Source organism: Vibrio sp. DNB22_10_4 (assembly GCF_052879755.1).
The window spans coordinates 82,375-102,195 of the sequence record NZ_JBNNXW010000014.1; the positions used below are offsets into that span (position 1 = coordinate 82,375).

Annotated in this window: 15 protein-coding genes; 6 read left to right on the top strand and 9 right to left on the bottom strand. The window is 46.8% G+C overall.

The annotated features are described in order from the left end of the window. Nucleotides 1-13: 13 nt before the first annotated feature. Both ACVA6Q_RS21205 and ACVA6Q_RS21210 read right to left on the bottom strand, forming a co-directional pair. Complete coding sequence (locus ACVA6Q_RS21205; RefSeq protein ID WP_446648863.1) at nt 14-697, bottom strand: DUF2057 family protein; 684 nt, start codon at nt 695-697, stop codon at nt 14-16. 175 nt (nt 698-872) lie between these two features. Beyond that, nucleotides 873-1,898 (bottom strand): porin, encoded by a 1,026-nt coding sequence (locus ACVA6Q_RS21210; protein WP_446648864.1) that lies wholly within the window; start codon nt 1,896-1,898, stop codon nt 873-875. Nucleotides 1,899-2,432: 534 nt separating this feature from the next. On the opposite strand from ACVA6Q_RS21210, the gene dinG reads away from it, so the two are divergent. The 4 genes from dinG to rsmS are packed head-to-tail and all read left to right on the top strand — an operon-like array spanning nt 2,433 to nt 5,981. Beyond that, nucleotides 2,433-4,508: an ATP-dependent DNA helicase DinG gene (gene dinG / locus ACVA6Q_RS21215; protein WP_446648865.1), complete on the top strand. Its 2,076-nt coding sequence runs from the start codon at nt 2,433-2,435 to the stop codon at nt 4,506-4,508. 15 nt (nt 4,509-4,523) lie between these two features. After that, complete coding sequence (locus ACVA6Q_RS21220; protein ID WP_353498343.1) at nt 4,524-5,294, top strand: sulfite exporter TauE/SafE family protein; 771 nt, start codon at nt 4,524-4,526, stop codon at nt 5,292-5,294. A gap of 25 nt (nt 5,295-5,319) precedes the next feature. Further along, on the top strand, nt 5,320-5,823 hold the full coding sequence (priC, locus tag ACVA6Q_RS21225; protein ID WP_446648866.1) for a primosomal replication protein PriC: 504 nt from the start codon (nt 5,320-5,322) through the stop codon (nt 5,821-5,823). After that, on the top strand, nt 5,823-5,981 hold the full coding sequence (gene rsmS, locus ACVA6Q_RS21230) for a pleiotropic regulatory protein RsmS (RefSeq protein ID WP_446648867.1): 159 nt from the start codon (nt 5,823-5,825) through the stop codon (nt 5,979-5,981). The genes priC and rsmS overlap by 1 nt, the downstream gene beginning before the upstream one ends. Nucleotides 5,982-6,026: 45 nt before the next feature. Here the strand turns inward: rsmS and pdxY are convergent, their stop codons facing one another. From pdxY to cmoM, 5 genes are all read right to left on the bottom strand, one after another. Then, the gene (gene pdxY / locus ACVA6Q_RS21235; protein WP_446648868.1) at nt 6,027-6,881 is read right to left on the bottom strand and encodes a pyridoxal kinase PdxY; all 855 of its coding nucleotides are present in this window, start codon (nt 6,879-6,881) and stop codon (nt 6,027-6,029) included. A 167-nt stretch (nt 6,882-7,048) separates the two neighbouring features. Then, nucleotides 7,049-11,497: a chromosome partition protein MukB gene (gene mukB, locus ACVA6Q_RS21240; protein ID WP_446648869.1), complete on the bottom strand. Its 4,449-nt coding sequence runs from the start codon at nt 11,495-11,497 to the stop codon at nt 7,049-7,051. After that, nucleotides 11,494-12,237: a chromosome partition protein MukE gene (gene mukE / locus ACVA6Q_RS21245; protein WP_353498338.1), complete on the bottom strand. Its 744-nt coding sequence runs from the start codon at nt 12,235-12,237 to the stop codon at nt 11,494-11,496. The genes mukB and mukE overlap by 4 nt, the downstream gene beginning before the upstream one ends. Beyond that, a complete protein-coding gene (mukF, locus tag ACVA6Q_RS21250) occupies nt 12,218-13,555 on the bottom strand; it encodes a chromosome partition protein MukF (RefSeq protein ID WP_446648870.1) in 1,338 nt (445 codons plus the stop codon). Before mukF ends, mukE begins: the two co-directional genes overlap by 20 nt. A gap of 11 nt (nt 13,556-13,566) precedes the next feature. Next, on the bottom strand, nt 13,567-14,349 hold the full coding sequence (cmoM, locus tag ACVA6Q_RS21255) for a tRNA uridine 5-oxyacetic acid(34) methyltransferase CmoM (RefSeq protein ID WP_353498336.1): 783 nt from the start codon (nt 14,347-14,349) through the stop codon (nt 13,567-13,569). A 114-nt stretch (nt 14,350-14,463) separates the two neighbouring features. Here cmoM and elyC point away from each other — a divergent pair, with 114 nt between their 5' ends. Next, nucleotides 14,464-15,372 carry an envelope biogenesis factor ElyC gene (gene elyC / locus ACVA6Q_RS21260; protein ID WP_353498335.1) on the top strand — a complete coding sequence of 303 codons (909 nt, stop codon included), beginning with the start codon at nt 14,464-14,466 and terminating at the stop codon, nt 15,370-15,372. Nucleotides 15,373-15,459: 87 nt separating this feature from the next. Here elyC and ACVA6Q_RS21265 read toward each other — a convergent pair whose 3' ends face one another. Together ACVA6Q_RS21265 and torR are read right to left on the bottom strand one after the other, a co-directional pair. Continuing rightward, on the bottom strand, nt 15,460-18,057 hold the full coding sequence (locus tag ACVA6Q_RS21265; protein WP_446648871.1) for an Ig-like domain-containing protein: 2,598 nt from the start codon (nt 18,055-18,057) through the stop codon (nt 15,460-15,462). 290 nt (nt 18,058-18,347) lie between these two features. Beyond that, nucleotides 18,348-19,058 (bottom strand): two-component system response regulator TorR, encoded by a 711-nt coding sequence (gene torR / locus ACVA6Q_RS21270; protein ID WP_446648872.1) that lies wholly within the window; start codon nt 19,056-19,058, stop codon nt 18,348-18,350. A gap of 280 nt (nt 19,059-19,338) precedes the next feature. Between torR and torD the strand changes: the two genes are divergently transcribed. Next, the coding region (gene torD / locus ACVA6Q_RS21275) for a molecular chaperone TorD (RefSeq protein ID WP_446648873.1) at nt 19,339-19,821 on the top strand (483 nt) is incomplete at its 3' end.

Sequence of the window (19,821 nt, forward strand, 5' to 3'; positions counted from 1 at the left end):
TAGACTGAGCCAATTACTCTTGGTCAATCATCCACTTGCGAAATTCCTTGCGTTCAGTTTTCGACGCCTTTAAGTACAACGCTTGTAACTGTTCCATATTGCTGGATTTAGCATCACCCTTCACTGCTTGAGGTTTTTCAACCACCTTCGGAGTAGACGCTGCAACAGCCGTTGTTGCTGTCGCTGCCACAGCAGCGGTTGCTGAAGCCACTTCAGAAGCAGACTCACCACCGAAAGTAATACCGCGCTGCTCGTTATATTCAGCTATCAACTCACCTATCCCAGAATACGGAAACGCCCCTTCGCGGCCTTTCAACTTCTCAACGGTATAAGATAGTGAGTTACCATCTTGAGTAATACGCCACTCTGGCTCTGGTAAACGAAATGCAGCGCTCGCTTCTTGCTTACTTCGAGCGACTGGGTGGTTAATCTTCACCTCATCACCGGTGATATTGAATGTGATGACATAAGGTGCAGAAGTATAGACCGACTGGCTGCTACCTCGGCCTACTTTTTTATCCATGCGTATCACAACCTGAGTGGTTCCGGATTCGACATCGTTGGAACGTATTTTTGATTCAGACTCTTGGCCATTCACATACAGCAATGACACACCATTCATTGGCGTTAACGTGGCAGCACTTGCAGCAAAAGCAGAACTTGCTGCCAATAAAATCGTGATAACAGACTTCTTCACGTTATTAACTCTCCTTAATTAGGCCTTTACACCTATAAACACTCGGTACGCACACAATCATGCCACAGCATTTGACTAACAAAAGCTTTTTTTAGTTTTATTGAGACATAATTTGATTGTTCGATCAAAAAAGCCACCCGGATGGGTGGCTTAGAGTATCTATCTAAAAGCTAGATTAGAATTCAGCTTTAAGACCGATAGCAACGCCAGTTTGGCTGTTGTCTGCATCGTCACCACCAACTTCAGCGTAAGCTTTAGTTGAAGGAGCTAGAGAGTAAGCTGCGTTTAGGTACCAGTTGTTCACATCATCAGAGTTAGCTACATCTGAAGAAGAGCGGCTGTAACCAGCGCCAACAGTAACTGCGTTGAACGTGTAGTCAGCAGATAGACCGAATGTGTCAGTCTTAACATCAGTACCAGTTACGTCACCGTCTAGTGAGTAGTAACCAGCAGCTAGGTTTAGGTTCTCAACACCAGCGTAACGAGCTTCTAGAGCGTATAAAGTTTCGTCAGCGTCAAATGGAGTAGTTGTAGTTACATTAGCGATTTCGCCTGTTGCGATACCAGTAACAGGATCCTTCACTACTACTTGCTTAGTTGTAGACTCAGTACCTTTAAACTTAGCTTTACCTACGAAACCTGTGAAGTCAAAGTCAGCTACACGTGCACCTAGCTTAGCATCGAAGTAAGTACCGTCTTCGCCTAGGTCGTTGTTACCGTTCTTGTCTTGTAGGAATGCAACAGTACCGTAGAAAGTGCCTTTGTCGATGTCGTAGCGAACTGCTTCGTCACCAGAGAATGGAGTACCGTTGTTGAAGAAAGAGTTGATACCGAACTGGTAGTCGCCGCCAATACCTGCATCATCAAGAGCTGTTGCAGTTTTACCGAACTTGATAGAACCAAAAGATTGAGAGTAGAACGCCATGTAAACGTCACCAGTGTCAGCTTGACCGCCGTCACCAGAGAACTCCCAGTATGCGCCGATTTGTAGGTCGTCGTTTACTGCGTAACGAGTGTCAAAACCAAAATCTGCGTCCTGAATGTCTTGTTGGAATTCAGCACCTTCTACTTTATCTTTCAGGTAAACAACCTCAACATCACCTGTCATGTTAACAGTTACTTTGTCTTGGTTATAAAGTTCGATACCTGCTTGCGCAGAACCCGCTGCTAGTACAGCTAAAGCTACTAGAGTTTTTTTCATGATAATCCACTGCCTTTTCTTAGATGGGAATTCCTTTTCGGTTCCCTTTTTTAATATATGTGACGTCTAAATCTTCCAGAAGAACGACAACCTTTTGTCCTTTGGGTGACTTAGCGTCTTTAAATCTCGAAACCAAGAATGCAAAAGTTATAAGGACTTGTCAAACACTCTAAATAAAAAACTCAAAATTATATAAATACAACAAAATCAACAAGTTAAGGGAATGCGCGTGATGGAGTGCAAGTTTTTCGAACAGCATTCAATTGTAACTACAGAATCCTTTTCCAAGCCCAAACCTACACAAACCACCACTAAATACACAATAACCAACCAATACACAGAATAAATAACTAGCAACATATATTTTTTGGAGTTTTATATTTTTTACAAAATAAAAAATATCCACTTAAGTAAAAGTTCACTCGGATTTTGTGATTTTGATCTAAATAACAGCTGTAAACGTGCGCTTATTTGCCGATATTTTTCACACCTTGAAGTGTGGTACACTCCCCGCTCGTCTAAGTAGGGCCCATCATGCTGACCAGTAAAATCCAAAAATCCATTCGCCAGAGTTATCAAAACCTTCAAACCCAACTCGATAACTTTGTTCCTAGGCGTGCTCAGAACTACCTTGTTTCAGAGATTGCTAAAACTCTGTGTGGTCAATATCACAAGTCGACACGCATGATCGTGGCAGAAGCAGGAACCGGAATTGGCAAAAGTCTTTCTTATTTAATGGCAACCATTCCTGTGGCGGTGCAAAACAATCGCAAAGTGGTGATTTCAACCGCAACCGTTGCCCTTCAAGAGCAGCTATTGAATAAAGATTTGCCGCTGTTTAGGCGTATCACGGACCAAAACTTCTCTTTTATCATTGCAAAAGGCAGACAGCGTTACTGCTGCACCGAAAAACTGGCCGTCGCTTGCGGCGCAGACGGCGGGCAAATGGCGATGTTTGAAACCAAGCCAAAAGCGGCGGATATCGCTCAATTGCAACTGATGTACGAGAAATTGGCTCAGGGTAAATGGGATGGTGATAGAGATTCTTGGCCAAAGCCTATTGATGACGCTATCTGGCAAACCATTGTCAGTGAAAAGCATAGTTGTAATAACAGTTTGCCTGCTCACAGAGGGTGCCCATTTTCTAAGGCACGTTCAGAGCTGGATAAAAACGACGTCATTATTGCCAATCACAGCTTAGTAATGGCAGATGCCGATCTTGGTGGTGGCGTCATTCTTCCCGAACCAGAAAATACCATCTTTATCTTTGATGAAGCGCATCACCTTCCACATGTCGCTAGAGACCATGCCTCTGCTTCAGCGACATTAAAAGGTGCGGGTACTTGGCTAGAAAGGCTCAACCAATCAGCAAGTAAATTCTCAGGGTTAGCCGATGAAAAGCGTGTCGGTCGTTTTCGAAATGAACTACAAGACGCTATCCAGCAATTAATCCCCCTGCTTGGAGAGGTAAACACCTATTGCACAGGCCTCGCCTTTGAAGAAGATAGCTGTCGATTCGAAAACGGAGAGCTCCCTTCATGGCTGGAAGAGCAAGCTAAGGTACTCAAGCAATACTCACAGAAAGGAGCTCAAGCATCGGCAAAGATTGCAGACCTCATCTCTGAGCGATTAAAAGATGGTGAAATCGGTGCCAAGCTCGCAGAGCCTGCTTTGGCCGAGCTGGGCTTTTATATCCAGAGATTCGACAATCTAGCGGCCGTTTGGCGTCTAATGGCAGAGCCGCAAAAAGAGAAAGGTGCCCCCCTCGCCAGATGGATTGAGAAAAGCAAAGAGCGTGAAGGTGACCACTTGGTCAGTGTTGCCCCTCTAGAAGTGGGCTGGCAGTTAGATCAACAGCTTTGGTCACGTTGTGTCGGTGCCGTACTCGTTTCAGCAACCATGCGCGCGCTCAACTCTTTCTCTTTTTTCTGCCACCAATCGGGGATCAGCCAAAAAGAGGATGATGGCGTTCAGTTCTTAGCACTCGCTTCACCATTTAATTACGCGGAACAAGCAGAACTAATCGTGCCAAAGATGAAAAACGAGCCACAAGCCCCGCAATTTACTGATGAGCTTATCGAGAAAATTCCAAACATTATCGAACAGGATAAAAGCAATCTGGTACTTTTCTCTTCCTATTGGCAAATGAACAAAGTGGCCGATGAACTGAGAACAAAATTTGCACTCAAAGGCTGGCACTTGCAGATTCAAGGCGAAAAATCACGCTCAGAAATTCTAAATAAACATAAAACCTTGACTCAAGGTGGAAAAACTAGCGTTCTTTTTGGTACAGGCAGCTTTTCTGAAGGATTGGATTTGCCAGGTGAACTGCTTGAAAACTTAGTGATTACCAAAATCCCTTTCGCAGTTCCAACATCGCCGATTGAGCAAGCGCATGCAGAATACATCGAGAGTAAAGGTGGCAATGCATTTCTCCAGATTACAGTTCCAGAAGCCAGTAAAAAGCTGATACAATCGGCTGGCCGTTTGCTGAGGAAAGAAAGGGACTGTGGCACCCTCTATATTCTGGATAGGCGAATCGTCACTAAAAGGTATGGCAAATCTTTGCTTGATTCCCTACCCCCATTTAAAAGAAAAATAGAATACTAAGGGTCATTCGTCTCGATGGAATTTATCGAACCAAGTATGTTGGTTATCTTGGCAATCGTGGCTTTTGCTGCGGGCTTTATTGATGCTGTTGCCGGCGGTGGTGGCATGTTGACCGTGCCAGCACTACTGTCATTAGGGCTTCCTCCTCATATTGCTCTTGGCACCAATAAACTTGCTGCGACCTTTGCTTCGTCGACGGCGGCTTTTACCTATTATCGAAAAAGACTGTTTAAGCCTGAATGTTGGCGCCGAGCTTTCGTAGCGACGTTATTTGGAGCGACACTCGGCACACTAGTTGTCGATATGATCAGCACCGAGTGGCTAGAAAAAGTGCTACCGCTGGTGATTCTAGCCGCGGCGCTTTACACCGTATTCCATCGCTCTCCTCAAGGAGAGCACAGCAAAGTTAACGTTGGCTGTCCTAAATTCAACCGCAAGCAGTATCTTCAAGGATTATCGCTTGGCTTTTACGACGGGGTAGCGGGACCTGGTACTGGTGCGTTTTGGACAGTAAGCTCAATGGCACTGTATCGCTTAAACATCTTGTTTGCTTCTGGCCTATCCAAAGCGATGAACTTCACCAGTAACTTTACCTCGCTGATAACCTTTGCGGTGCTCGGCCATATTAACTGGGTACTTGGTTTGACCATGGGCGTCTGTTTGATGGCTGGTGCGTATATTGGAGCGCATTCGGCAATTCGATTTGGTGCTAAGTTTATTAGACCTATCTTTGTAACGGTAGTGAGTATCCTAGCAATCAAACTTGCCTATGACGCATGGCTATAGGCCACGGCATTAGAGTATACGGCTGATGAAACTCGAGCAACTCAAGTCACGATTACGAATTCTCAAGCAAAAAGCCAAAGCGTTTGATGATTCAAATAAGCAGGAAAAAGTACGACTGTTTGATGAGCATCTGTTTCAATCAGGCGGCTTTCGTACCCTGCCTTGTGTCATTGAAACGACGTCCTTGCTCAACAAAATCGTAACACTCAGTCAGCACTCAACAAACCAAGGTACGTCTGAAGCACTGGTAGAGAAGTTTTCATGGCAGTTGGAAGCGCTCGAGAGAGTGCTCGCAGCGCCTCTCAACATTAAACAAGATCCCACTCAGCAGAAATCACTGGCTGAACTTAAAGCGTCACTTGCTCAGCATAAGGTTTGGGAGCAAAAACTGTGTCAGTTAGTTCGCGACAAAGAACAAAACCCGCATGATGAGCAATCACTCATAGAAACAGAGCAAAGATTGCAACGGTGCCGCAGCGCTATGAACCAGATTCAATACACGATCAATCAAAGGATGAAATTTATCTAATGTCGAATGAAAAAGGCTTAGACAGTGCTCCAGAGGAAATCAAACTCGCCGTGGATCTGATTTTCTTATTCGAGAGCAATGAGATCGACCCAAAAGTCGCCTTAGAGGCACTTGAAATTGTGAAAGGCGATCTCCTCAAAAAGATCGACAGTGAGTAGGCCTCTAGGTAAAAACCGAAGCACCTTCGCTTCGGTTTTTCTTTATCACACCTTAGTGATTGGGAAACGCTCCATTGGATCCACCAACTCTTCCTGCGCCGCAATGGTTTGCAGCTCCCATTCATCTCTTTGCTGCGTTTCCTTAAGTACCGCATAACTCGCGTTATTGGCATGCTCAAATGCCCGCTCGGCCGACCAGCCTTTCAAAAGTCCGGCGGTGAATAGCGCAGAAATCAGATCCCCTACTCCCACTGGCTGCTTAGCAAACTTAAGATGAGGACGCTGCGCAATAAAGCACCCCGCTTCTGTCGCCAGCATCATGGTAAACTGGTCATCAGAAACACTATGTAGATGTTTTACCAACACCATTTTCGGTCCACGCGATAAAGCCTCATGGCAGGCAGCTACCGCAGTCTCTAAGTCAGTGATGTCCATATTGGTAAACTGAGCCAGCTCGAATTGATTCGGCACAATGACATCAGCGCTTGGCATCACATCGTTGACCAAGTATTCAGTTGTACCTTGCGGAACAATACAACCCTTCTCTGGATCGCCCATGACAGGATCACACACATAAATCGCATTAGGGTTTTGAGCTTTGACCTGGCGAACTGCATCAAGAACTGCGAGACATTGATCCGCACTTCCCTGATAACCAGATAATATCGCTTGGCAGTTTTTAAGCTGCTCTATATTGGCAATGCCTGAGACTAACTCAGATATATCATCTGCGGAGAATGCCTTACCCTTCCAGCCTTGCTGATATTGAGTGTGATTCGAAAATTGAACCGTATGAATAGGCCAAACCTCAAACCCCATTCGTTGCATTGGGAAAACGGCCGAACTGTTGCCAGCATGCCCATACACGACATGAGACTGGATAGAGATGATACCTTTCATGAATGCTCCTCACAGCAGGATAAAATATTCTTATCACCCCTTAAATATGGGGTGGGTCTGACATGCAGACAAGTTTCAGATTAAAAACAAATTGAGTACTACAGATCCAAAAAATCCGATATTGGACACCAATATCGGATTTTGCTTAATGAATTAGAATCTAATCACTAAACCGTTGCTTGCTCAACGAGCTGTTCAGCATCTTCTAATCGCTTGTTCTCACCAAAGCCACGCAGACCCACTACATGTACATGCTCATGGTCTTTAAACACTTTACGCACAAGCTTATAGGTGGTGCCTTTTTCTGGGCTGATGTTTTCTGGCGCTGCAATCAATAGCTGCATACCCTGACGGTCACATAACTCAAACAACGTCGCAATCGACTTAGCATCCAGACGCGCGGCCTCATCTAGGAACAGTAGGCGACACGGCAGAATGTCCTTGCTACGCAGACGACGAGACTCTTCTTCCCAGCTCTGTACTACCATCAACAGAATTGACTGGCCGGTACCGATCGCTTCACCTGTTGATAACGCGCCAGATTCCGCTTGCAGCCAACCGTCAGAGCCACGGTTTACTTCAACGCTTAGCTCTAAGTAGTTACGATAATCAAGCAGCTCTTCACCCAATACTTGCGGCGAGCGCTGACCCATATCGATATGCGGGTTGACGCGTTGGAATAGCTTAGCCATCGCTTCCGAGAAGGTATAACGCGAGGTTTCAAACAGATCTTTGTGCTCACCCGTTAGCGCCACCAGCAACTGCTCATGACTTTCGCGGATCTTCACATTCAAACGAACGCCTTTAACCTGACCAAAGTGAATGTTCGACAAGCCTTGGTTTAGCATACGAATACGGTTCTGTTCACGCTGAATCGTCTTCTTAATGATGCTCGACACCGACTCAGAACTGATCGCAAGACGGTTTTCACGCTGAGTTAGCTCTTCTGTTAGGCGCGCTAGCTCCACTTCCATCTCTTCAATTGCTTCTACCGGATCGTCAGTACGGATGATGTCTTGACGAATACGCTCGCGAAGGTGTTGATAGACGGCAATGTAGAACAGAACTTTACGCTCTGGTTTCGAAGTATCTTCAGACTGACGAAGTGAATCGCGAAGATCTTCGTTATCTGCGACAGCAAGACGCAATGCACCCAAAGACTTATCCGACATAGAGCGAAGCTCGCCCGCGCTCATGTACGCCAGTTCGCGCTTATGCAGGCGGCGCTCAACATCGTTCGCTTTCGCCAGACGAAGTACGCTACACCAACCCGCTTTTGCGGCAACCACGTAGGTGCGCAGTTCAATGTATTCTTTCTGAACCTTCTTAAGACGCTTAGCCAGACCCTTCATCTCAAGCTCTGTCGACGTCATCGTCTTCTCATACTCAGACTTGCGAGTGCGAGAAGTTTGCAGTGCTAGGTGTAGCTCATCACGACGCTTCTCGGCACGTTCAAGCGCTGATTCGTCAGGGACAATGCCATACTCTTGAAGCTCAGCTTTGAACTCTTGAACCGTCTCTAACTTAGCTTGGTGCGAGCTCTTAAGTGACGCCAATACTTGGTTGTACTGGTTCGCTTGTTCTTGAACCTGCTTTAGCCCTTCACGTAGACGGGCACGACTTGCTTCCGCTTGCACCAGTTTCGCTTTGAGCTGCTCGCTCAATTCACTGCTTTGGTTGAGCATGTCCATTGAGTCTGCATAAGCAAAGTAAGGACGACGCTCAGCAAGATCCGCAACGGCAAAGATCTGTGCTTTTAGCGTTTGCAGGGCTTTATCGGCATTTTGATATTGGCTAGTCAGCGCATCAAATTGCTCTGGATCGCTGTCGAGAACATTGACTACCGCAGCCAGTTTTTCAGCCGCCGCGCCATGTTGCTGAATGTAGCTCTTAGCGCCATTGAGATCTTCAATTTGAGCTTGAAGCTCTTGATGACGCTCAACCAGAGTCTCATCAAATAGCACGTTCGCGCTGATAGATAGACGATCCAGCAAGGTCACACACTGCTTCGATTTCGACAGCTGCGCACTCGCTTGTTGCTCACGCTGTTTGTTGTCATTCAGCTCTCGTGCTACCTGACTGCGAAGCTCGCGTAAACGTGCCAGTTCCACTTCAGGATCCGCTTCAAACGCCAACTGCATGTGCTCTGCTGCGAACGCATTGAACGCTTGGTATAGTCGCTGCATTTTTTGTGCATCAAACGCCGCTTTTGCGTGTTTTTCTACCGTTTCTTCACGTTGTTCACGTAGTAGCTCTAAGCGCTGTTCACGTGCTGCACGGCCAAACAATGGGATCTTAGGGAAGCGTGAATAACGTAGTTGACGTTCGTTAAGCTGAACACACACCGCACCATCAAGCTCATCCGCATCGAAAGAGCTGTCATCAAAGGCATCGATGTCACCTTCAATGATGTAAAGATCTTCTGGGCAATCATCAAGCTCAACCAGCTTTTCTTTGATGCCGTCGAGATTTGATACCACAATGGCATGACGCGCAGGGCCGTACATCGCGCTGAAGTAAGGTGCATCACCGATAGTGATATCATCATAAATCTCAGACAGCAGAACGCCACCAAGCGTGTCGGCAAGACCTTTCAAGCGAGGATCGTTCGAACCACCAGGGGAGGCAAGGCGTTCAATCTCAAGTTCTAGCTCTTCACGGCGTTTCGCCAGCGAGTCACGTTCGAAAGAGGTCTTACGCTCATTGTCATTAGTGGTTTGCATTGAGCTGATGACATCTGCACGATCCACCAGCTCCATGCCGCTTTGCTCGCGAAGATCTTCAAGCGCATTAAAAGACTTGATCCATTTCGGCGCATAACCTTCTAGCTTGCTGATCTCAGACACAAACTCTTGTTCGCGCTGCTTTGTTTCGCCAGATGCTTCACGAATCGCTTCAAGCTGCTGTTCACACTCAAGCACGCGCTCGCGTTGGCTCTCCGCTTCCATTTCGAGATCCGCTTCGCTATCAACACGGATTCCTGCATCACCAAGTTCGCTTGCAAGCTTCTGCGCTTGCTGCTGACGCTCAATGTTTTTCTCAAGTTCACGATATTGCGCGCGAAGCTGAGATTCACTTTTCAGTAGCTGACGATGCTCATCCGCTTGCTTGATCGCCGATTTCGCAACTTGGCTCGCTTCACTGCGCCCTACATCGCCCGCAATCTGCTTAACAAGCGACAGTGCTTGTTCAAACTGCTGTGCAGCGGCCGATGACATGTCAAGGCGGTGTTTAAGCTCAAGAAGCTCAGTCGTGCTTTGTGATTCTTGCGATTTTAGTTGGCTCAGTGTTTCTGCTGCGCCATCTTGATTCAATGATTCGTTCTCAAGCAGGTTACGTGCTTTCTCAAGGGCTTGTACCGCTTGCTGATATTGCAGTGCACGCGTCTGCTGAACATCCAGCGCTTGCTGATAATCAGCGAGCTGAGTCTTAAGGCTATCCACCTCTTCTTCAGCAAATGTCGCTTGCTCTTCAGCGGTAAGCTTACGCTCAGTCGCTTCTTCTACGACCATCATCTGCTCTTCAAGACGCTCATTCAGCTCTTCAAGATCTTCTTGGTAGCGTTCAATCTTCTCTTGCTGACGAAGCGCGTTTTGTACCAACAATAGGTGGTCTTGCGCTGCTTGATGATCTTGCTCTAGACCCGACTCATTCTCAACTAACAACGTCAGCTCTTGCTGAACTTTGTTGAGCAATTCGTTTTGCGCGATAAGCGTTTGACGAGAACCAAACAGCTCGCCACGAAGCTTCATCGTTGTCTCAAGCTTGTTACGACGCTCGTTAGCATGGCGCATATAGTCAGCTGCCACGTAATTCGTCGACTCGGTGATCAGGTGCTTAAACAGATCACGGTCAGCTTGGGTGGTCTTGATCGCTTCTAGCGTTAAACGGTTTTCACGAAGCGCAGATTCCATATCTTGGAACGCTTTCTTCACACCGCCGTTTTGTGGCAGTAGGTAGTCACGAAGTGAGCGAGTAATTGCACTCGAGATACCACCGTAGAGCGAGGCTTCAATCAGACGATAGAACTTAGAACGATCGCTGCTGTTACGCAGTTTCTTTGGCAGCACACCAAACTCAAACATCTGCGCGTGGTAATCCACAATCGAGTTGAAGGCTTTAAAATGCACGCCTTCCATTGCGCTTACAGCGTCTTTCACTTCATTGATTGGACGCACGCGAGCGTGATTATCCGATACCGCTTCAATCAAAATATCGGTTGGTTTTACGCTGCTTGGCAAGCCTTGTACAATAAATGGCTTAATATCCACTTTCTTATCACGACCGGCGACTTGCTGTAGCTTAACCACGAACAAAACGCGTTGGTTGCGCGAGTTCACTACATCCAGCGCAGAATAACAGGTACCAGGCTGAAGCTTACCGTACAAACCTTTATCGCGAGACGCCTGAGAGCTCCCCGCTTCGGTGGTATTTCTAAAGTGCAAAAGGCTTTGGTCTGGAATCAGCGCCGTAATGAACGATGCCATAGTGGTGGATTTACCCGCACCATTACCACCAGAAAGCGTGGTGACTAGAGTGTCGATGTCAAAGGTACGTGCAAAGAAGCCGTTCCAGTTGACCATCGTCATCGATTGATACTTACCTCTTTCAATCATGCGTCCGCCTCCTGTTGATTGTTCTCTGTATCGTTGTCATTTGACTCAACCGAGTCGCTGCTTTCATCCGTTGGGATCAAGCTGCCTTGCGATGGTGCTTGTGTATGCACCACGGCTTCACCATCACGGATGAGACGAAGCTGCGCATCACGCATATCGTCACCAACACGAACGTCAGCGCCAAAGCGGAATACCGCTTCGCTGATACGGAATTTATCGGTATCACCAATGGAAATGGTCATCCCTAGACGACGTAAACGACGCAGTGAGGTACGTACTTTGTCAAACAGTTTCTCTTTGTCGAGATCCGAACCAGTCGCACGGTTAGTCACTAGGCGCATCAGCTTCTTTTCATCCGCAAGCGCTAGGATTTCTTCATAAAGCTCTTGGTTAGTAAAGATACCTTCATGCGCAAGACGTTCAGGGCTTAGGTAAAGGAAACACAGTACCTTACCTACCAGCATATCAAGTTCTGAAAGAACGCTTCGACCGATCAATGTCGTCGAGCGTGGGCGCAGATAGAAAAAGCCTTCCGGCGCTTTCACTAACTCGGTGTTGTAGCGCTGATAGAAACTGGCCAGCTCAACCTCAAAATCACAAAGTAGTGCGTGATTATCTAGGTCTTCAGATGAGATGTGCCTTCCCGCTCGCAGTGCACTATCCAATGCAGGGAACAGCGGGTTGGTGATCGCTTTTGCCAGCTTCTCTGGCATGTATTCGTCAATATTTGTCGATAACATTTGCTTGTACCTTTGCGCCAAAATCGTTAATAGCTTGCCAATCTGGCTGAATAGCCGAGTAATCAGACTGGGAGTAACCCAATCGAACGGCTTGGTCTACAACAATTCTTGCGAGATCAAAATGATGAGTATGTGGATGTGACGCGAGGTAGTCGCGTAGCACCAAGCCAAGATCGATTGGAGAGCCTTGTTCTTTATGCACTTTAAGCATGTCTCCAATTCGCTCAGCGAGCTCATCATTTACTTGTTCAAATTCTTCGTATTCCACTTCAAGTGGCACGGCACCGGTTACCTCAGCGTTGCGAAGTACAAGGGCTTCGTCACGAAGATCGGTGAGCTTCTCGGCATCTGCATAAGTGAGATACCAAGGTGAGTCAAAATAGTCTGTGACCGATTGGCGCAACCTTTGGCTAAAGGCGCGGTTTTGATCCATATCGATCGCAGTACGGATAAACTTGTGCACATGGCGGTCATAGCCGATCCACAAATCAATCGCTTGTTGACCCCAGCTAATGATGCGGTCGAGCTTCATCTGCAAGCCGAACAAAGCTTCACCAACGAACTCGAGCTCATCATCGCCATAGACGATTTCTTGAATGTCTAAAATCTGGGTTTGCAGCTCATCGCCCGCCGCTTGCAACGTATCTTGCAGCTCACGTAGCGTTGCTGAAGTTTCCGAAAGCAGAGTCTCACAGTTGTTAATCGCTTCGCGCCAATCTTTGTTAAGCAGCTCTGCAATCTGAAGTTTCACCGACTGCTGCTGTTCATCCATTACGCGTTGGTTAAGATCGATTTGATCGAAAATCTCGCCAACCGAGTATTTCAACACGCCAAATACATTCTTACGCCAATGAGCAACCGTCCCGCCTTCTTGTGCGGCTTCAATGGCTTTTGCCATCTCACCTGCCACCATTGAAAGCTGGATTGAGAGTCGTAACTTGGAGAATTCGCGATGTCTGACGTAATAATCGGTGATACCGATGGCAAGAGGGCTGAGCCTGTAAATGCTCGCCCCATCGTTGACTTCACTGGTAAAGCGGCTTAATAGGCGCTGCTTGACCAGTTCATTAATCGCATTGTTCGCACGAAACGCGGTGGCTTCGCCTGTTTGCTCAAACTGCCCGGTGACGATCTTAAATGCATCATGCAACTCGCCCTCGCCCAGCTCTTCATCAAATCTTTCATTACTCAACACCGCGATGGAGATGAGAAATGCCAACCGTTCAGTGGAAAGATTCAACGCAAAATCATGCTGTTTGACCCATCCGACTAGCTCGTCTATCGGTCGGTCATCAGCATTTAGAGTGTTATCACTCATGGTCTTTCCTGTTATTGTTTTTTCCTAGCCCATACATGTATGTATCGACCCATGGAGAGATAAGGCTCTTGGCGACACAGCTGTTGTTCCAGTTTTAGAACATCTTCAGCGGTGTAATCTCCCATGTATTGCATATTGCCAATATAATCACTGAATGAACGAATGCCAGATTTACCACATATTTCAAACCCGGCTTCTTCAACCCACTGATACACGTCCTCAGGCTTCAACCCTTTTTGTGGCTGAAGCTTAAATCTTTTTCTATGCGGCATTCCATCTAATACATGAGGAATATTGCCACAAATGACATTCTTAAATACCAATCCATGATGATTGTAAAACATGACAGAAGCGATACCGCCAGGTTTCACTTGTTGTAATACCGCTTCGAGGGCCGGCCTTGGGTCAGCCAACCACTCCATCACTGCATGGAACAAAGTTAGGTCAACTTGCTGTTCCATGTGCTCAGCAATACGCTGTACTGGACTGTGGATCCAGTGATATTGCGAGAGTAACCCGTTTTTTTCAACCTCTGCTTTGGCTAACTTAAGCATTTCCGAAGAAAGGTCACACAAGGTGATATGGTGTCCGCGCTCAGCGATACGCTGCGAAACTTGACCTAATCCACCCCCCGCATCTAATACTTTGAGTGTTTTTTTAGTATCATCCAGCACGGCAAGAGCCTGGGTTAAATCTTCCCAAACAATAGTTTGGCGGATTTCTCCCTTCTCGGAGCCGTAAATATTTTTTGCAAATTTGTGGGCGATATCGTCGAAATTACGGTCTTGCATCACGGTTTATTGAGTTAAGATAACCAGTCGTACAGCTATTCTGTCATATAAGTGACAGGAATAAAGGGGCAAGTCCCTTTTTTAGCGTTAAGTGGTGTTTTTTCGGACTATTATTCTATGTTTGAGCTGAAAAAGCTGGTGTCTGCATTACTAATGCCTTTACCTGCTATGCTAATCCTTGGTTTCTTGGGATTGCTTCTTATCATGTTTACCGCAAGACGTAAGTTTGGAAGCTTGCTGGTTCTCGTATCGCTGTGTGGGACATTTCTTATTGCATTCCAGCCCCTCTCTAGCCGTTTATTGATGCCGCTTGAGCGTGAATACAGCGCTTTTTTACCCATTAATGAATCTATTGACTATGTGATGGTGCTTGGCGGTGGTCACGTGGTGGATGACGATATTCCTCCAACGTCAGCGTTATCTCGCACTTCTTTGATGCGCTTAACCGAAGGCATTCGCGTCATGCGCATGTATCCTGGAAGCAAACTGATTTTGTCCGGCTATGCCGGTGGCACTGATGTCAGTCATGCCAGAGTCATGGCGAAAGTAGCGCTCGCGCTTGGCGTAGCAAAGCCCGATATTATTTTGCTTGAAGCAGCCAAAGACACGTGGGAAGAAGCAAGACAAGCATCGGCGTTTGTACAAAGCAAAAAGCTGGTCTTAGTAACATCAGCCAGTCATATGCAGCGAGCAATGTATGAGTTTGAGGCCGCCGGCCTTAATCCATATCCTGCGCCTACAAACTTTTTGGCTCAAGAGAACGTAGAGCAGGCTTGGAGTCGCTACACACCTCAAGCTCGTTATCTTGAACAGACTGAGCGCTATTGGCATGAAACCTTAGGTCAGCTATGGCAGCGCCTACGAGATTGGGTTGCTAATGAGAGCATGCAAGATTTGTCATTTTCGGTCTCTGAGTTTGAAACCGAATCAGCAGAACCCGCGCAATTAGAACAGCAAGAAATTGAACAACAGCTTGCGCCAAATGACGAGTCCGAGAGCGATGAAGCAGCGGCTACCAGTCAGTAAGTTGTAAAAGTTCCCCTAAAAAGTAAAGAGCCTCATTGCGAGGCTCTTTTACTTAGTCAAACTCACATATGTAGCCACCATTGGTGATTATCGTGCGTTCAATTGATCCAACTTCGCCTTCACCGGAACAGAGAAGTTGAAACCGTCGTGCTGATCCCAGTTGATCGACCAAGTCATAACACCGCCAAAGTTAGGCGAGGTTTTTGTAGGTACTATCGTTCCACAGCGATTCAGCGAGATCATACAGTCGAGCGCCGCTTCGATATTGGCAATTGGCGCTTGCCCTGAATTCGCACTGCTCGGTCCAGACGGCAATCCAATCGCGACTTGATCATCTCGAAGTGGCAGGAATTGGCTGCCATCTGCAAGCTCAAAACCTTCGGTGAGCATTCTCGATGCTGCTACCATCATATCTACAGACCCTTCAGGTGCGGCTCCTGTCGTATAAGGGTTAGCAAGCCCACCGTTATTGTAAAGTTGAACATGTAATAGATCGAGCGTGTCACGCACTTCATTGATAAGCGGAATATACGCGCCCCATATCCCTGAGTAAGCAACCATTCCACCTTGCACATAAGGATGCTCTGGCGCCATTGTCAGATACATATCACCGCCAATGTTCGTCTCAATCGCTTTTAATGCACGCGGCAAGCGAGTTTGGATCTGGCTACCATGAACAAGGTTCGAGCCACTTTCATAATCGACATCTAAACCATCAAACCCCCACTCTTTGATAATGGCCGTTAGACTCTCCACAAACGCTGCTTCATCAGTATCTGTATTTAGTGTAATCGTCCCCTCAGCCCCGCCAAGTGACAGAACAAAGATCTTACCCTCTGCTTGTAGCACCTTGATGTCTTGCTTGAACTGAACAGGATCTATTGGTGCACAACTCGAGCGAATATCGCCATTGTATAGGTTGAAATGGACTCTGCCGGTACTGTTGCGATCGTTGTCAGCAAACGCGATATCAATGATGTCCCAATCTTTCGACATTTGATTCAGTGGGATCGGACAGCCCGCGCCATTAACAAAGTTATGCCAGTAGCCAATCAGTTTGTGCCTAGGCTGCACCACGGATTTAGCTGATACCGTTACACTGGTTGAAGATGCTGAGTTATCCTGTGTATCTTTACCTGTCACACTGAGCTGATAAGAGCCTATAGCTGCTGGTGTCCAGCTAAATTGATAAGGAGCCGTATTATCCGTTGCAACTAACAAGCCATTGACGAAGAGCTCAGCACTGGAGACATCACTTTGTAGCGCGCTGACATCAGCAGTCACCGTGACCGCTTTGCCTACCGCGACAACGTCGCCTGAAGCCGGTGAAGTGATCTCGGTAACCAAAGGCTGGTCTGTTATTGACACAGTACGGTTAACTTGGCTGGTATTGCCTTCATCATCTGTCGCCGCAACCGTAACGGTTGTTTCTCCAGAGCCGATTGCATTCCACGTCCATTGATAAGGCGCAGCGGAAAGTAACCCTAATGAAGCGCCATTAACGCTCGCTTCGGCACTGACTACAGTACCATCAGCATCATTTATGCTAGCTTGAATGTTTACATCTGCACCTAGCAATAATGTTTGACCTTCACTTGGCGAGACAAGCGTAATTTCTGGAGCGGTTGCACAAGCCCCAAGGCTGTTCCACGCATCTTCCCAGTACAGGCCAGTTCCAGGCTCATACGCCCATGCCGAGTCGGATGAACACCATCCAGCCACCGAACATTGATACAAGCTGCCGTTATTAGTGACATTCTGTCCACTCTGATAACTAGTGCCAGCAATATAGGCCGCGGCATCAGCACATTTACCACCAGCAAATTCAATGGCTGATACGGTGACTGACGATGACTGAGAGCGAGCACCGGCATTGTCGGTCGCGACAGCCTCGATAACATAGTCGCCGGCAGAAGCTGCACTCCAAACCGTTTGCCATGGTGGTGTGGTGACAGAATCAACGACGGCTCCACTTACCACAAAATCGACCTGAGTAATGGTGCCATCACTATCCGAAGGTGAAGCGGTCAAAGTCACTTGATCGCCTACGTTGACCTGAGAGTTAGAGGTTTGAAGCGTTACGCTTGGTGGCTGGTTAGTGGCATCAGCAACACTAAATGACTGAGAAGCTGCAGTCGTTGCGCCTTTATCGTCTGTTGCCGTTACCGTTAACTGGTAACTACCCAATTCTGTCAGCCAGTCAGTCGTATAAGGGGCACTTGTTAGCGTTGCCAAAGCAACCCCACCTAAAGCAAACACGACCTCAGTTACCGTGCCATCAGTATCCCCTGCCGTGGCAGAGAAGGTCACGACATTACCAACCGCTAGCTGTGCATTATTTTCTGGTGAGAGAATTGAAACAGACGGAGCGATATTCGCGCCGCCGCTGGAGCAATCACCAAGCTTCGACCATTCTTGGTAAGGCGCTGAATTTTGCGCGGGATCGACATTCACATTCCACCAATTGGCCTTATAAGCCGCAGACTGCCATTGAACCTCGTTGCCACCGTTGTACGTCGCAGAGGGATCCCAAACCGCCAACGCGCTGCATTGAAAAGCCATTGCAGGGGCTGTGTAAAGTGAACTTGCAGCTAACAAGGCCACTGCGGGTAATGCTGCAAACCTAAATCCCGCCGCTGGTTTGTGCGCAGCAGTAAGCTTGGGTTGAGAAATCACATTGGTCATAGAACATCCTTTTATTGAACCAAGTTTTAATGAAGTTGAGTTAGGTTCGATAAGACGCGCCAACCGTACACCAGCCCGACATTATCAAAGCAACCCTCTTCAAATTAGTTCAACAAATCCGTCAACTCGGGTTGCGAAAAAGGAAGAGAAACACTACGCGAGTCATCTAACAAAAAAAATCGGTAACGGAGCAACATATCGCGGCAGAAGGCAAACTTGCTCCCATAAAAAAGCTCCAGTTACCTTTTTGGTAACTGGAGCTAATACAAGGTGTTAACTGTCTATTAATGTTAATCGCCAGCGAACATGTACCCTTCACCATGAACGGTAATAAAAATCTGTGGATTCTTAGGATCCATTTCCATTTTCGCTCTCATGCGACGAATTAACACATCAATCGTTCGATCGTTTGGCGCATCTACTCGGTGGCTGATCATATTTAAAATCCGCTCACGGCTCAGCACTTGATTCGGATACGTCGAGAGTGCGACCAGAAGCTCATATTCCGCCTTCGTCAATTTAACCGGATCACCGTTATTGCTTAAAGAACGACGCTGCTTATCAAACGTCCATTCACCAAAGTGAATGACATGCTCATTTTGAGTGGATGACTCCAACACCGGCTGCTTACGCGCTAGCGCAATGCGCCACAGCAGGTTCTTCACTCGTACCAGCAGCTCACGCAGCTCAAACGGTTTGGTGACGTAATCATCCGCGCCCATTTCAAGACCAACGATTCTATCAATGCTGTCAGTGCGACCGGTCACCAAAATAATACCAATATCAGACTGACTTCTCAGTTCTCTAGTCAGCATTAAGCCATCTTCTTTCGGAAGATTGATATCAAGCATCACCAAGTCGATGCTCGACTCTTGCAGAACCTGACGCATTTCATTGCCATCTTGGGCTTCACTGACCAAATAGCCTTCATTTTCGAAATAGCCAGCGAGCTTACTGCGAGTGACTACGTCATCTTCTACAACCAAAACGTGATATTTCATATCTGTACTATCTCAATCTGTAATGACCGTTTCATTCTATTCATAACCATTCACAATTCTAGTCTACTACAGCGTAGAACAGCACAAACCTACTTTTTTTTGATTCAAGACAACCAAAACCGTCGAATAGCATATGCAACAAAAACCAAATCGCACAAACATCTGACAAAGCACGATTTTTCATATTTTTTAATAAATTAACTCATTTATTCATACAACACGTTATTGCTATTCATCTTTATTAGCTAAAATAGAAGTATCATTTTTGGAGACAATACAAATGCAAGAAATCAAAGCATTTAATGAGCAACGTGCGGAAATCTATTGGTGGCTATCAAGCTTGTTTGCTTCTGAGCTGACCGACGACGAACTAAGCAAATACCACAGCCCAGAAATACGTTCGTTTCTAACCGGACTTGGTGAAAACCCATCGCTGTCGGAGCCAATCAAAACCTTCACTGATTCGCTCAATAGATTGCAAGTACGTGAAGATGCTCAGTTGGAGCTCTCTGCCGATTTTTGTGATCTGTTTTTAAAGACCGACAAGCATGGCGCACTGCCTTATGCCTCAATGTACATTGGTACTTCTGGCCTACTCAACGACCAACCTGCGCAAGAAATGGCAGATCTACTCGCCAAGCACGGTATTGCAGTAAATAAAGACCTCAATGAGCCAGCGGATCACCTTGCCATCGAACTCGATTTTCTAGGTAACCTTATCATCCGTTCGAACGAACTGGAGAACGACGCGCATATGAATGAC